This is a genomic window from Chryseobacterium balustinum, assembly GCF_900168205.1.
GTDB lineage: Bacteria > Bacteroidota > Bacteroidia > Flavobacteriales > Weeksellaceae > Chryseobacterium > Chryseobacterium balustinum.
In genome coordinates, this window is record NZ_FUZE01000003.1 from 323695 (window position 1) to 337796 (window position 14102).

Consider the following 14102-nt stretch of genomic DNA (forward strand, 5'->3'; position numbering starts at 1 on the left):
ATGGTGGTTTAAATTCTACTTCACATCTTTTTTTTCAAGTTTAAATTTTTGCGAAACTTTTCTTAACGCTGAATCTCCTCCTTGATCCCCTCTTGTACTAAAATAAACCAGTTCGTTCTGCTCATTAATATCTAAAAAATAAAAATCATTTCCCCATTTTTCTAATGGGACAGGATATAAAAACCAATTTGTTCCTGCATCGTGAGAAAAATATACTGAATCTCGATCCGAAAAAATATAAATCTGCTGATCTTTTTCCAGAATGAAATTTTCGTTATCAGAAATATGGTCTGTTATATTACTTGACAGTTTCAGGCTGCCTGAACCGTTTTTAAAGATTAATTCTTTATCATTTACCAATTGAAAATTTTTGTATTCTTTACTTGTTTCTGTTTTCTTTTGGGGTTTGTACGCATAACGTTGATAGGTTTTTTCTTCTGAATGAAATTTCCAAGAATCATTTGTTTTTATGAGAGACGGTTGAAAATATTTAGTTTTACCAATTGTATAATCGTTATCATACGTCCAGCTTCCCAGAAAAATGGTGTCATTATTTTTTTTGTTAAATGCGTAATTGTTATAGTTGGTATTATAGTGTATATCTTCAGGTGTTTTTAGAGAATCAACAATCTGCATATTTTTTAAAAGATAATAAATTCCCTGTACCATTTCATTTTTGTTTGGATTTTGTGTAGATGTTTTCCTACTGTAAGCGATCGCATGGTTTTTGTCTAAAAATTCCACTTCTCTGAAATCATTTTTAACAAAAACTGACTGGATTTTTTTATCGACAATCCAATTATTTCCTTCATCTTTTGAAGTGTAAATTTGTTTTTCTAAAGGAAATTGAGAGAGATAATCGCAGTCTGATAATTTATCATCATCAAAGTCTTTTTTCAACCATACAGAAAGATATAAAATATGATTGAAATTATCTGAGATCAGCTGATCAGAACTGAAAAGCCTGACATTTTTTTTAGAAAAAAACTGTTGTACTGTATTTTGCTTTTTATTGAGGATTGAAAAAATATTGATAGAACTGCTGCAGTTTGATTTTTCCATCGAATAATTTATTAATCCATACAAAAGGTTGGGATCTTTTGAATTGATATGCATCGAATTTAAATACCGTAATTTAAAAGGAGAAACTGATTTGTCAAATTTAGTAAGCTCAATTTTTTTATTTAAAGAAAAATATCCCTTCATAAAATTCTTTAAAACCAGCTCGTCAGCTTTTTCAGAAGAAGGATCAGTTGAGGTATTGTGGAATAAAGTGTCGTAAACCTTCTTTGGAAGGATAAAATGACGTTGGCTTAGATTTAAAATTTTTGTATTTCCCTTAGTTTCAGGAATATCATTAAGAACATCTTTTGACCAATTTGGAAAATAATAATAACCGGCAATAAACTGTAAAGTATAATCTGCTGTAGTTTCGCCAAAATCACTGAACGTTGAAAGACTTCCATATCCTGAAGGCTGACTGATGTACATGGTGTCTTTTTTATAGATGATTTTAATTTCCTTGCTGTATAGGTTCCAATCATTATCTTTTATAGAAAGTGATAAATCATTGATTTTAAATTCCAATGTCAAATCCTGATGAGGACCGGGCTGCTTAAATACATCTTGAGGTATATCCGGAGATTTATAAAGCGTTTTGTCTATTATAATGCTGTAATCTTTATTGTTTTTAAAAGAAATTTCTTTTCCATTCTCATCCACAATAGCGTAATTGTATCTTGGAGTACGATCTTGCCATCCCGGTTGAGCTTTCAGAATAGTAGAAAGAAAAAGCATTACCAATAGAAGATAAAGATTGAAAGGTTTTGTAAAAGATCTATTTTTTTTCCTCATGATTTTATTTACCACTGCTTTCTTCTGGCATAGATAAATGTACAAATTACAATGACTCCCATTACGCCTAAAGTATAAAAATATCCGTGTTTAGTATGTAATTCGGGCATATTGTCGAAATTCATTCCGTATAAACCGGCAATAAAAGTGATAGGTAAAAAATAAACTGAATATATTGCTAAAACCTTCATCACCTGATTCGCTTTCTGATCAGACAGTGCCAGAAACATTGAAATTAAGTTGGTAATCTGAATGTTGAGGTGATCAAAATCGGCAACTACATCTTTATGTTTATCTTTTAAATCGACAAACTCAGAATCAGGAAGATTGAGAAGTTTAAATTTATCAATAGCATCCGTAGAAATCGTTAAAACTCTTGAATTCAAGCCCGATTTTCTTTTCAGTTTATACAATCTGCGGATTTGATTAGTATGATTGGTATTTTTAAGGAAAATTTCGTTCTCAATATTATCCATCGTTTCAAAAAGACTGATGGCTTCATCATCAAAACTTTTCATAATCACCAAAGAAATCATCAGCGCAACTTTTTCGGGAGAACAGTTTTCATGGCCTGCCGAAAGCTGTTTCTTCGTCTCCGAAATACTTTTGGTTTTCATTCTGTGAACGGTGATGATCGTATTGTCTAAAAGAAAAATTCCGATTTTGGTACTGATATCACTTATAGTGTTGAGGTTTTTTCTTTCAAGCTCGGTGCTTTCACGCAAAAGGAAAAATTTCACGTTTCCGTCAGCTTCATATTTGGGTAAGTGATTAGGATCTAAAGTATCTTCCAAAAGAAGATTGTTGATTTCGTAGCGTTCGTGAAGGTATTTCATGTCTTCTTCTGTAGGCGCTTCCACGTCTATCCATTCGCATCCCGAATCTCTGTAAATTGTGTCAATAGGCATAAAGTAAAAATACTATTAATTTGAAATATGATGTATGAAATAAATTTTATCTTTACCAAAATTAGAAAACTATATGATTAAAAGTACAATAAAAGGGATCGGATTTCATGTTCCGGATCATGTGGTCACCAATGATGATTTAGCAAAACTAATGACCACCAACGATGAGTGGATTACCGAGCGTACCGGAATAAAAGAAAGAAGACATAGAATCAACCGAAATGATGCTCAGGAAACGACGGCATATCTTGGTTTCAGAGCTTCTGAAAAAGCATTACAACACGCGGGTTTAACGGCAAAAGATATAGACTATATTGTTTTTGCAACCCTTTCTCCGGATTATTATTTTCCGGGATGTGGAGTTTTACTTCAGGATATGTTGGGTTGTGATACGATCGGGGCTTTGGATGTGAGAAACCAATGTTCAGGATTTGTGTATGCAATGAGCGTTGCGAATGCTTTTATTAAATCGGGAACGTATAAAAACATTTTGGTTGTAGGTGCTGAAGTTCATTCTTTCGGACTTGATTTTTCTGATGAAGGAAGAGGCGTTTCAGTCATTTTCGGTGATGGGGCAGGAGCGATTGTGCTTTCTGCAACAGAAGATGAAAATGCAGGAGATATTTTAGCAATGAATATGCATTCTGAAGGAAAATATGCCGATGAATTGTGCACGCAGTTTCCAGGTTCAAAATACGGGTGGAGCGACAGAATGAGAAAAGAACCTGAAAATGTTACCGATAAAGAAGTGTATCCGATCATGAATGGAAATTTTGTTTTCAAACATGCGGTGACAAGATTTCCTGAAACGATGAAGGAAGCTTTAGACAAAGCAGGAAAAACAATTGAAGATCTCGATATGTTTATTCCGCATCAGGCGAACTTAAGGATTGCCCAGTTTGTTCAGCAGAAATTTGGTTTACCGGATGAAAAAATCCATAATAATATTCAAAAATACGGAAATACAACAGCAGCTTCTATTCCTATTGCTTTAAGTGAAGCAATTGAATTAGGAAAAATCAAAAGAGGAGATTTGGTTCTTCTTTCGGCTTTTGGAAGCGGTTTTACTTGGGGAAGTATTTTGTTTGAGTATTAAATTGTCAAAGATTTTCGTCGTCACTTCGAGTAAGTTTTTGAAGAAAACTGTATCGAGAAGTTTTTAATAATAAAAGCTGTTCTCGATACGCTTCGCTACTCGAACTGACGTAACTTAACAACTAGGTCAATAAATAAAAATCCCGCTGAAAAATATATTGTTCAGCGGGATTTTCTATGTTTTAAAATTAAAGATTATAGGCTCTTCAATAATTTTTCTGTGTCTGCAGTATCTTCACCTGCTGCTTTTCCAAGCTGAAGTGATTTTTCTGCCCATATTTTAGCATTTTTCTTATCACCAATTTTGTTGTAAAGGTTTGCTAAAGTATCTGTGTTTGCATAATTTTCATTCTTTTTCACCGATTCTTGTGCCCATTTTACAGCGGTTTCTAATGAAGATTTCGTCGTAACATTTTCAAAGAAATTCCAAGCTAAAGAATTAAGCTGGTCTGCGCTTAAAGCCGACGTGTCTTTATTCAGTTCAATAGTTATTTTTTCATAAGTTGCAAAATCTTTATCTTTCAAAGCTCTGCTTGCTTTTACTCTTTTCAAAAGGTTTTCTGCTTCATCTTTAGTCATGAATTTCTGAGTTTCTGCAAGGAAATAAGCTTCATCCAATTTTTTGGTTGTTGCATTGTAAGCTTTTGCCATAACCGTGTTTACTTTCACATTTTTCTCAATGTTTTCCAAGTTTTTCTCTGGAATAATTTTCAAAATATCAGTTTTTCTTTCTGTAAAGATTTTGTAAGGTGCTCCATCTGTGCTTTTCATAGCCTGGAAAAGAAGCTGTAGATTATCCTGAGTGATTTCAGGTTTTGCAGCAAAATAACGTTCCAAAACTCTGTTAGAAAAGTCTGTATCATTATAAACCGTAAGTTCAGCAAGATTTAAAAGAAACGCAGATTCTTTTTCTCCTTTTTCGAATTTTTGTTTCAATGTAGTTAATCTTTTATTAGGATCACCTGCATCCATTGCAAACTGGATGAAATCTTTTTCTTCAACGTATCCAATTGTTCTATGCACTTCTTCACCGTCACCGTTGATGAAAAGATAAGTAGGAAATACTTTTACATTGAATTTTTTTGCAAGATCAATACCTTCGCCTTTTTCCATATCAATTTTCGCATTGACAAAGTTTGCGTTATAATAATCACCGACAGGCTTTAACGGAAAAATATTTTTCACCATTAATTTACATGGGCCACACCAAACTGCATAAGCATCAATAAAAACAAGTTTATTTTCTTTTTTTGCTTTCGCTAAAATGGTTTTAAAGTTACTCCCTTCTTCAAACTTAATTCCTTGTGCAAATGCAAGTGCTGCAAAGAAAAGGAATGATAATATTGCTGTTTTTTTCATGAATTTTTTTTGTTGGATACAAATGTAATAATTAAGTTAAATAATTATTCTCTTTTTAATGAAAATAAGAGGGTTGTTTTGTAAATATTTTAAAAGTAAAATCCATAGAATTCTCTACGGATTTGTTTTTTTATCTTGAGCCTCCCACAGAAGTGTTAGGTTTTGTTTCTTTACTGCCATAATCGGTTGGTGAAGCAGCGGTATCCCGTAATGCCTTCGGAGTGTCTGTTTCCGGTTGAGTCGATTCAGAATGTGCGGCTGCTGTCTCTCCCGAAATATTTCTCAACGAGTCTTTATCGTGATTTTCTTTATATTCTTCCCTGTTTTCTTTTTTGTCTGCACAGCTTCCTAAAGTTACTAAACCTAAAAGCATGGCTATTCCTATTTTTTTCATATTTTAAAACGTATTGGTTAGTAAAATCAAATATAAAAAATCTGCCGAAATTATCAGCAGATTTATTTTTGTCTAAGGTCTTATTTCTTATTTGACCGGAGTTACAACGGTATCTACAGGCATTTTCATAGTGTCTGTACTTTGCATTGGCATCGAGTCTTTGCTTGCAGACGTATCTGCAGTTATGTTCATCGAATCTTTGTTTTCTGAAGACATCTGCGGTTCTTTCGATCCACAGCTTGCCACAACTAAGCCTATTCCGAAGGCGAATAACATTAACTTTTTCATAATACTTTATTTTTATGGTGTTTAAAAACATAGCCAATTATCATTCCATAAAATGTGAACTTTATATTAAAGTTTAGCAATATTTGTTAAAAAACAGTTGATGTTTATGAAATGTCGTAGTTCTACTACATGAAATCGTAGAATTACTACAATTTTCGAAATAATGTTTTAAAAGTTTTAAAAATATTTCCGGTGTATCTATCTTTGGGTTATAGAAATCACAAAAATACTAACGATTAAAATTTACTTATTATGGCAGCAAATTCAAGAGGAATCTTAAAATTCAACGGCAGCGAAGGTCAAAAATTATTAAAGCTGAACTACAGCGTTTCAAGGTCTACAGACGTTTCAGGTAGAGTAGCATCAGACCCATCTAATGCATTAATTAAATTAACGATTGAGGCAACAGAAAAATCTGAAATCCTTGAATCATTATTAAATGGAAAGTATAAGCCAACATCAGGCGAAATAACTTTCAACAAATCTCACGAAGAAGGAACTTTGATTACTTTAAACTGGGAAAACGGTTACGTAATCCAGCACGAAGTAGACTTCGACGCAGTAGATGAAAATTCAATGCTGATCAGCTTTATCGTAAGTGCTGAAAAAATCAACTACGGAAACTCTGCATACGAAGGAGTTTGGCCGGGTGCATAACAGCATTTCATTAAGGTTATAGAGATTCAAAATAAAAGACTGTCCCGAAAAGACGGTCTTTTTTGACTCTATATTTTGGGTTCCAATTAGATTTGAATAGTGCAAAATAGCTTTATTATCTTTTAAGGCAGCTTATCCTTCTTCCACTCCCGCTTTTTTTATTTATTGGTTAACTACCAAAAAATAAAAAAGAGCTCCGTTCAAGCAGGGCTGCGATTGAGCCTGTTTTTAAAAAATCAGTAAAAGATATCGTTTCTCTCACTCATAATAAATAGCTAAAAGCTTGAATATGAAATTTATGACTTAAAATTTAGATGGATAAATAAAATTTAATATCTTTAATCCACCACATAATCACAACAATATGAATACCTCAGAAAAAAACGGAGGTTCCGTTTTCCGTCCCTCTCAGAATGCGGCAGGAATTTCAGAAAACCATCATACCGGGATCAACCGCTTGGTAAAATTATCTTTGGTCATTGAAGGTAAGGTGATCAAGTATTATAAGCATTTCAAGCTTACCCAAAGTTCTCAGAAACATCACGAATTTACGCTGACTTTAGCTCATGATACTTTAGGCGACCGTCAAACACATACTTTAGAAGAAGCCAATAAATTTTTAGGCAAAAGATTAACGGCTGTAATTTCTTATAAAGACATCGAAAACAGTCCGGAACGTACTTTTGTCGGAGTCATCACGGGTGTCGGCTTCAGTCAGGAGAAAATGAGTCTGGGAAACATTATTTTATCGGGTTACAGTCCTACTATTTTATTGGATGGAGCACCGCATATTCAGAGCTTTGGAGGAACTCAGGCTGTCAATATGGGGATCATCGCTGAAGAAGTGATAAAACAGGGTTTAGATAAAAGCCGTTTTGATATCAGAATCGACACAAATGATTATTCTCAAATCATTTACAGCAGTCAGTATGATGAAACCCATTATAATTATTTAGCAAGAATGGCAGAAGCGTATGGTGAACAGTTTTATTATGACGGAGAAGTTCTTCACTTTGGAAAACTTCCTCCACAAAACCAACCCATCAAATTAACTTACGGAAGCAGTGCCAATGATATAAAAGTTGAATTGAAAGCGGTTCATACCAAACCACAATTCTACGGTTATAACAGCAATAAAAATGAAGTTTTGAAATCGGGCTCGACACCGATTCAGCATGTGGGAGATTTAGCAAAAACGGCTTATCAACACAACGATGCTATTTACAAAACACCATCATTACGAGTTGCTCCAATCAAAGCAACGACCCATTTGGATGTTGAATATTCACAAAAAAGTACATCGGGAAGTGAGGCGGTCAATGTTTTCAGTCTTTCAGGGGCTACAACCGTTCCTTTTTTACATCCTGGATGCAGTGTAGATATTGAAATGCGAAAACCGGATACGAATGAAACTTCATATTTCACAAGAATCATGGTGACTGAAACGACTCATGAAATTGATACGATTGGTCATTATACCGGAAGTTTTGCAGGAATTGCATCCGACACAGGCTTTTTACCTAAACCAGAATTTACCGTTCCTATCGCACAACCACAGATTGCAACTGTAATTTCAAATACCGATCCGGAAGGACAGGGAAGAGTTCAGGTAAGATTTGACTGGCAAACAAACGACACCACTCATTTCATAAGAATGATGAGTCCTGATGCAGGAGGAACCGATCAGATTACCCAAAACCGAGGTTATGTAGCCATACCAGAAGTTGGAGATCAAGTGATGGTCAACTTCGTACACAATCATCCCGACCGACCTTTTGTAATGGGCGGAATGTTTCATGGGGGAACAGCTTTGGGAGGATTTGCAGATAACCGTGTAAAATCTATCATGACCCGAAGCGGGCATAAAGTTGTTTTCACGGAAGATGAAAGTATTATTATTACTGATAAATCGGGTAATGAAATTCATCTCGATACAACGGGAAGTAATATTAATATCACTGCTCCAGAGACGATGACATTGAATTGTAAAAATATGTTTATTAATGTGTCTGAAAATATGACCACAAGTGTAGGAATGGATCAGTCTGATACTATTGGGATGAACAGAACCCAAAGTATAGGATTAAACGCTACCCAAAGCGTGGGAGCTATGAAAATGACTTCTGTAATTGGAGATACAAGTATGTTTATTACAGGAAAATTGACGGAAATGATTGAGGGAGATGTACATAGTGAGACCATGAAAGAGAGAAACGAAGTTAGCGAAGGAAAAATAACTACACAAAGTACAGGCACTAATGAGCAGCATTCCGAAAAAATTGTTCAGAATAATAGCGGTGAGAAAAGTAATAATTATTAACATTTTCAACCATGAGCAGAACAAGAATTGTAAAAGGAAACATCACAAAAGTTATCGGAGGAAATTACAAAAGATATTCTAAAGATAATATTGAAAATATTGGATCTAAAGTAATACAGATTGGTAAAGAAGAAGGCGTAAGTTATGGGATAAATGAAGAACCACCAAAAGCACCGATGCTAAATTTTTCGGAACCTATTTTAAATGGGGACGTTATTTTTTGTAATGGATATTTAAGTAGTCCCAAAAAAAATCCTGGATCTTATCTCAATGTTATTGTGGACAAAGTTCCAGATGATGTTTCTCAAAACCCAATGAGAGGGGCAAATATGAATGAAAAAAAGATAACTGATAATGTTGATATTTATACCAATGATGAGCTAGAAATTGATAATCGTCAAGGAGGCGGTACATTGTATAGTGATCCCAATTATGAAACGACAGAAAATTATCGATGGATATTTGCTGCAAAAGAAAAGTTTGAAGGATATTGGGAAGGTTATGATAACGTTACAAAAAAAAGGTATTCTCAAGTTTTTAAAGAATATTTTCATGCGCTCTCAAATGCGCATTTCATTAATGGTTCTCATGGCCTTCAATCTTCAGGCGCGCACCGTGTAGAACATGGGATCGCACAAGGATATGCTTGGGCAAAAAGAAAATGGAATATTAAAGAAAAATCTGTTATTGATGATTTGGAAGAAAAAAATCCCGGAGCTCTTAGCTATTCACCACAATACAAGCCTATAACGGTAGTAGGACATAGTCAAGGGGCTGCAATTGCGGCAGGAACTGCACTTGGAATTATTTATTATGCCTATGAAATGGGTTGGGAAGAGATCCCTATCAATATATTATTTTTAGGAACACATCAGCCACAAGGACTTTACGGAAAAAATTACGAGCATTTCAAAAACTATTATTTCGAAGATTTTATTAAAGAATGGGTTCTAGAGTGGATTGGAGATATTTTTACTAAAGAAAAACTGTATCAAAATCAGGGAATCTATGAAAAAATGAATGAGCTTCTTGGAGGCGATTCGTGGGGAGGTTTAATAGATAGATCTGTACAGTTTACTTTTCCTAATGACAGAGCCTTATTTGTAACCAGAATGGGAGATATTCCTTATGTGAAAAACGCATGTAATGAAAAAGATAATCTCTATGTTGAAAGTTGGGGATTTTATGCAGGAGCAAGCGCAGAAGGTTTTTTCTCGGAAGAAGGTTATCATTTTCCTAAACGTCTTTTAGATAAAGCTTTCAATCCTGATGGAAGTATTAACGGAAATGCACCTACATTCAGAGAATGCGTAAAATCTTATTGGAAAATTTATCATCAGTATAAAACGTATCGGGATTATATAAAGGCTAATCCCTCTAAAAAGTATGCGCCGGCAAAATATAAAATTCCTATAATAAGTAATGTGTTACCTGATTGGTTTCATACAATTTTAGATCAGGCAATTTCAAAAGCAGAAGGAGCGAAAAAAGCTCTTTATATGAAAAGTGAATTGTACCGTCTTAAGCTTAATGCCTTAATAGCTTTTGAAAAAGTACATAATATGGAATTGCAGGCCCATTTTGCTCCAGTAGGATTAATGTTTAATAAAGGAACGCTTTCAAATTGGGATCAGTATCAGGATCAAACCATTTGGGATCGGGTAAAAGATACAGGCAAAGATTTGTTTTATAGATTAGATTATTCTTCCGGTGCGACTTTGGAACAAAAACGGAAAGAAGAAAAAGCATTTGTAGAAGGCGAAGGAAAAACCCGAATGGTAAAAACCAGCATTGCCAATACCGCAGGAATAAAAAAATGGGTAGACCAAGCCAAAGAAGAACTGAAAATTACAAAGCACTGGTACACTGATATTGTAGATTGGGCAAGAGGCGACAAAGAATATGACGGTTCCGGCTGGGCACATGGTGCAAGACAAAGCCTTGCAAAATCTATTGGTTTTACCGATGGAAATATAGATAATCTTTTTGAAGCCGGGATTTATTCTATGCTGCAAGGTGGTGAAGTCGATATTAGCAATAGCCAAAGATTGATTAAGATGATTAATGAAGACCCTGCTTTTATTCAATATGAGAAAGAAATTGCAGAAAAAATTGTAAATCATCCTAAATTTGGAAAAGAGGAAATAAACTTGATTGACAATAAAGGAATTCAATTGGGAGGAAAAAGAGCAAAAGGTAATATGTTGGATCAGTTTAAAAATCCATTCAGTGCAAAATACAGAGATACTTGGAAAGTGGCTGCTAATGAACTAACTTGGTTATTAAGAAGTATCGGAGTTACTTCAACAATAAATGTTAAAAAAAGTGGAGTTACAAATATTAATCATGTTTTTAATGATAGGTTTGATTTACGAGCGTCCGAAGACGGTTCAAGAAGTATAGAATATGATGTTGTAAGTATTATCTCCGGTTTTCTCTACCACGACATTGCAGGAGGAAATGATTTAATGAAAGTAAAAGGAAATTGGACAAATTCCTACAATAAATCAAAAATTGACTGGATGGCAAATGGAGATGAAAGAATTAAAAAAATGATGGAAAATATGAAGCAAAAACAAGATTCTATAATAAAAGAATATAACAAAACAGATGATTATAATAGAGCCACATTTCCTTTTGGAAATTAAAAAATTTAATAAGAAATTATTAAAAACATTACTTTTATCTTTCATGATTGTTTGTTCATTAAAATGTAACAAAATAAAAAATGAAATGAAAGAACATATACCTGATTATTCCTATAAAAATGCAGGAATAGATAAATTTTATTATTCAAATGTAGATCCAGGAAATATTAATATTTTACCTCTTGTTAAACCTTTGAGCATGAACAGATCTGAATATGGTTGGTTTTTAGACACCGATTTAGACAACCTTTATAACGAATTTGGAGGAGGAATTTCCCCAATAAAAAAGTTTAATGTCTTTAATCAATATATTTATGGTCACAAACTTGAATTTAAAAATGAAAAACAACCTGATTTTAATATACCTGAAAAATGGTTTATTATCAATACTCAAGAAAAACAACTTGTTTATTTTGACAAAGAATTGGATTTCCAAGCAGAAATCAAAAAACTCAATCTTCCAGAGACATTTCTAAATCCTGACGAAGTGTATGAACAGTACAAACAAGACCCTGTTTTACCTTGGTTTCCTGAGGATATTAAAAAGCAATTGCAAGAAGCGAAAGCAAAGCAAGGAAAATAAATAAACACCAGCTAACGGGATGATAGATCATATTAACTTCATTAGTCTTTTTTCACCATATATTATTGATTCTTTCAAAAATGATGATGATTTTCTTGTTGTTCTATTAATAATGGGAGCCATTTTTTTTGCTATCGTAGTAATTATTGGTGTGGTTTTATGTTTACTATTTATTTTGTTACTAATTGGGCTTATAACAGCAGGTATTTTATCAACTTCTGTTTTGATAGGTATTCAACAGAAATCTATTAGTAAAGGTTTCAAAACTTTTTTCTTGGGCGTTTCAATGGTCGGCTGTACAATTGTAGCTATAATCTTTTTTTGGTTTGTTAATTCTGTTAAAGAATGGTGGGATACTAATATTTCCATAGTTATTGGAGGGTTTTGTGGAGTTTTTGGCGGTTATATTTTGGGTTTATTGATGTTTGTAGCTTTGAAAAAAATAATCTCATTGTTACAGAAGAAATATCAGCAAATTAGAAATAATGAGGAAGATAAATTCATTCCATAAAAGTATTTACACAATCATCCCGACCGACCTTTTGTAATGGGCGGAATGTTTCATGGAGGAACAGCTTTGGGAGGATTTGCAGACAACCGTGTAAAATCTATCATGACCCGAAGTGGGCATAAAGTTGTTTTCACGGAAGATGAAAGTATTATTATTACTGATAAATCTGGAAATGAGATTCATCTTGATACAACGGGAAGTAATATTAACATTACAGCTCCAGAAACGATGACACTGAATTGTAAGAATATGTTTATTAATGTGGGTGAAAACATGACTTCCACCATTGGAAATAATCAGAGTACGTCTGTTGTAAAAAACCAAAATAACTCTGTGGGAATGAACCAAACTGAAAGCATTGGTGCATTGAAAAATGTTTCTGTGGGGGCAAACTTTATGACCAACGTTGTAGGGAATTTGATGGAATTTGTAAAAGGAAATCGAGATTCTAAAGCAAAGGAAGTAAAAGAGCTAACAAAAACAAGGCAGATTGTTTCCGAAGAAAATAATCATATACATTCTAAAGATACATTTAATAATAACAGCGGAGAAAACTCTAAAATGTACTAATTATGTCGATAATAAGAATCACAGAGGGAACTCACACTACAGAAATCGAGGGAAGCTGGACGGTTTTTACCGATAAATTTAATGCGCATGCAGGACAAATAAGTCATTTTACTTCAGACGTAGCAACTAACTTTGGAATTCCCGATGCTGCACCTAAAGTTTCGGATGATGCTTTTATACCAATAATTACTCCAATGAATGATGAAAACACGTTATTCAAATCTTATGAGATTGTAATTAATGAAAAAGAGAAATGGGATTTTAGTGAGTTAATTGATGAAAATTTTAGAAGCCAAAAATCACATGAAATAAAATTTACTTCGGAAAGTCAAATAGCAAGAATTAAGTTTAAAGCAGAAAAAGGGAGCTCCAATGCAAATGATGGCGATGGAGGTAATTTAAAAATTTGGTATTTTAGTGATGAAGGTAATGGAAGTTCTTTTGAATACAAAATAATTGAGAATATAAAATATGGTGATACATTTTTTATAGATTGGGATAAAAGAAAAAATATTTTTCAGTTACAATTTTATGCAGATGATAACGATTGGTATTTTGATGGTGATGTGAAAAACGTGTATTGTGGCGCAGTGAAATTAAAGGGTTCAAAAGTTGGTAGAAGATTAACAAAAAATATTGAAAAATTAGGTAAAATACCTATAGGCTACATATCCCCTCCTTTATTTGAAAATCCTCAATTATCATTCAATGTTGCAAATAAATATCAAAATTGTTTAGGGATGTGTTTTGCGGTATCAATGAAAAGAGTTGAAAAAGCTTATTTAGATCAATGGAATATTTCTGATGCTATTACCGTGAGTGTAAATTCCAGTGATATTGACCACCCAATTTCAATTCAAAGTGACCAGGTAATTTCGGTTTAAATTGACCACCCTTAATTTTGATAAAAACTCT

Annotated in this window: 13 protein-coding genes; 8 read left to right on the plus strand and 5 right to left on the minus strand. The window is 33.5% G+C overall.

The window, feature by feature from the left end; genetic code table 11:
* Positions 1-15 precede the first annotated feature (15 nt).
* Positions 16-1854 carry a hypothetical protein gene (locus B5X64_RS07060; protein WP_123920687.1) on the minus strand — a complete coding sequence of 613 codons (1839 nt, stop codon included), beginning with the start codon at positions 1852-1854 and terminating at the stop codon, positions 16-18.
* Positions 1855-1862: 8 nt separating this feature from the next.
* A complete protein-coding gene (locus B5X64_RS07065) occupies positions 1863-2762 on the minus strand; it encodes a magnesium transporter CorA family protein (RefSeq protein WP_079464549.1) in 900 nt (299 codons plus the stop codon).
* Positions 2763-2835: 73 nt separating this feature from the next.
* Here B5X64_RS07065 and B5X64_RS07070 point away from each other — a divergent pair, with 73 nt between their 5' ends.
* Complete coding sequence (locus tag B5X64_RS07070; protein WP_079464550.1) at positions 2836-3858, plus strand: 3-oxoacyl-ACP synthase III family protein; 1023 nt, start codon at positions 2836-2838, stop codon at positions 3856-3858.
* Positions 3859-4052: 194 nt separating this feature from the next.
* Here B5X64_RS07070 and B5X64_RS07075 read toward each other — a convergent pair whose 3' ends face one another.
* The 3 genes from B5X64_RS07075 to B5X64_RS07085 all read right to left on the minus strand — a co-directional run bounded on the left by B5X64_RS07075 (position 4053) and on the right by B5X64_RS07085 (position 5898).
* A complete protein-coding gene (locus B5X64_RS07075; RefSeq protein WP_079464551.1) occupies positions 4053-5216 on the minus strand; it encodes a thioredoxin family protein in 1164 nt (387 codons plus the stop codon).
* Between the two features lie 130 nt (positions 5217-5346).
* Complete coding sequence (locus B5X64_RS07080; protein WP_079464552.1) at positions 5347-5610, minus strand: hypothetical protein; 264 nt, start codon at positions 5608-5610, stop codon at positions 5347-5349.
* Positions 5611-5697: 87 nt separating this feature from the next.
* Positions 5698-5898 carry a hypothetical protein gene (locus tag B5X64_RS07085; RefSeq protein ID WP_079464553.1) on the minus strand — a complete coding sequence of 67 codons (201 nt, stop codon included), beginning with the start codon at positions 5896-5898 and terminating at the stop codon, positions 5698-5700.
* Between the two features lie 252 nt (positions 5899-6150).
* Here B5X64_RS07085 and tssD point away from each other — a divergent pair, with 252 nt between their 5' ends.
* The 7 genes from tssD to B5X64_RS07120 all read left to right on the plus strand — a co-directional run bounded on the left by tssD (position 6151) and on the right by B5X64_RS07120 (position 14071).
* Positions 6151-6555, plus strand: coding sequence for a type VI secretion system tube protein TssD (gene tssD / locus B5X64_RS07090; protein ID WP_079464554.1), 405 nt, complete (start codon positions 6151-6153; stop codon positions 6553-6555).
* Positions 6556-6919: 364 nt separating this feature from the next.
* Positions 6920-8875: a type VI secretion system Vgr family protein gene (locus tag B5X64_RS07095; RefSeq protein ID WP_079464555.1), complete on the plus strand. Its 1956-nt coding sequence runs from the start codon at positions 6920-6922 to the stop codon at positions 8873-8875.
* Between the two features lie 11 nt (positions 8876-8886).
* Positions 8887-11523: an alpha/beta hydrolase family protein gene (locus B5X64_RS07100; protein ID WP_079464556.1), complete on the plus strand. Its 2637-nt coding sequence runs from the start codon at positions 8887-8889 to the stop codon at positions 11521-11523.
* Positions 11513-12106 carry a hypothetical protein gene (locus B5X64_RS07105; protein ID WP_123920688.1) on the plus strand — a complete coding sequence of 198 codons (594 nt, stop codon included), beginning with the start codon at positions 11513-11515 and terminating at the stop codon, positions 12104-12106. The genes B5X64_RS07100 and B5X64_RS07105 overlap by 11 nt, the downstream gene beginning before the upstream one ends.
* 19 nt (positions 12107-12125) lie before the next feature.
* Positions 12126-12617 (plus strand): hypothetical protein, encoded by a 492-nt coding sequence (locus tag B5X64_RS07110; protein ID WP_123920689.1) that lies wholly within the window; start codon positions 12126-12128, stop codon positions 12615-12617.
* A gap of 45 nt (positions 12618-12662) precedes the next feature.
* The gene (locus tag B5X64_RS07115) at positions 12663-13187 is read left to right on the plus strand and encodes a bacteriophage T4 gp5 trimerisation domain-containing protein (RefSeq protein WP_174887948.1); all 525 of its coding nucleotides are present in this window, start codon (positions 12663-12665) and stop codon (positions 13185-13187) included.
* A gap of 2 nt (positions 13188-13189) precedes the next feature.
* Positions 13190-14071: a hypothetical protein gene (locus B5X64_RS07120; protein WP_079464560.1), complete on the plus strand. Its 882-nt coding sequence runs from the start codon at positions 13190-13192 to the stop codon at positions 14069-14071.
* Positions 14072-14102 lie beyond the last annotated feature (31 nt).

Coding starts and splice junctions, on each gene's coding strand:
- B5X64_RS07110 (WP_123920689.1), top strand. CDS start 12,126: ATGATAGATCATATTAACTTCATTAGTCTTTTTTCACCATATATTATT.
- B5X64_RS07065 (WP_079464549.1), bottom strand. CDS start 2,762: ATGCCTATTGACACAATTTACAGAGATTCGGGATGCGAATGGATAGAC.
- B5X64_RS07075 (WP_079464551.1), bottom strand. CDS start 5,216: ATGAAAAAAACAGCAATATTATCATTCCTTTTCTTTGCAGCACTTGCA.
- tssD (WP_079464554.1), top strand. CDS start 6,151: ATGGCAGCAAATTCAAGAGGAATCTTAAAATTCAACGGCAGCGAAGGT.
- B5X64_RS07120 (WP_079464560.1), top strand. CDS start 13,190: ATGTCGATAATAAGAATCACAGAGGGAACTCACACTACAGAAATCGAG.
- B5X64_RS07060 (WP_123920687.1), bottom strand. CDS start 1,854: ATGAGGAAAAAAAATAGATCTTTTACAAAACCTTTCAATCTTTATCTT.
- B5X64_RS07085 (WP_079464553.1), bottom strand. CDS start 5,898: ATGAAAAAGTTAATGTTATTCGCCTTCGGAATAGGCTTAGTTGTGGCA.
- B5X64_RS07095 (WP_079464555.1), top strand. CDS start 6,920: ATGAATACCTCAGAAAAAAACGGAGGTTCCGTTTTCCGTCCCTCTCAG.
- B5X64_RS07100 (WP_079464556.1), top strand. CDS start 8,887: ATGAGCAGAACAAGAATTGTAAAAGGAAACATCACAAAAGTTATCGGA.
- B5X64_RS07070 (WP_079464550.1), top strand. CDS start 2,836: ATGATTAAAAGTACAATAAAAGGGATCGGATTTCATGTTCCGGATCAT.
- B5X64_RS07115 (WP_174887948.1), top strand. CDS start 12,663: ATGTTTCATGGAGGAACAGCTTTGGGAGGATTTGCAGACAACCGTGTA.
- B5X64_RS07080 (WP_079464552.1), bottom strand. CDS start 5,610: ATGAAAAAAATAGGAATAGCCATGCTTTTAGGTTTAGTAACTTTAGGA.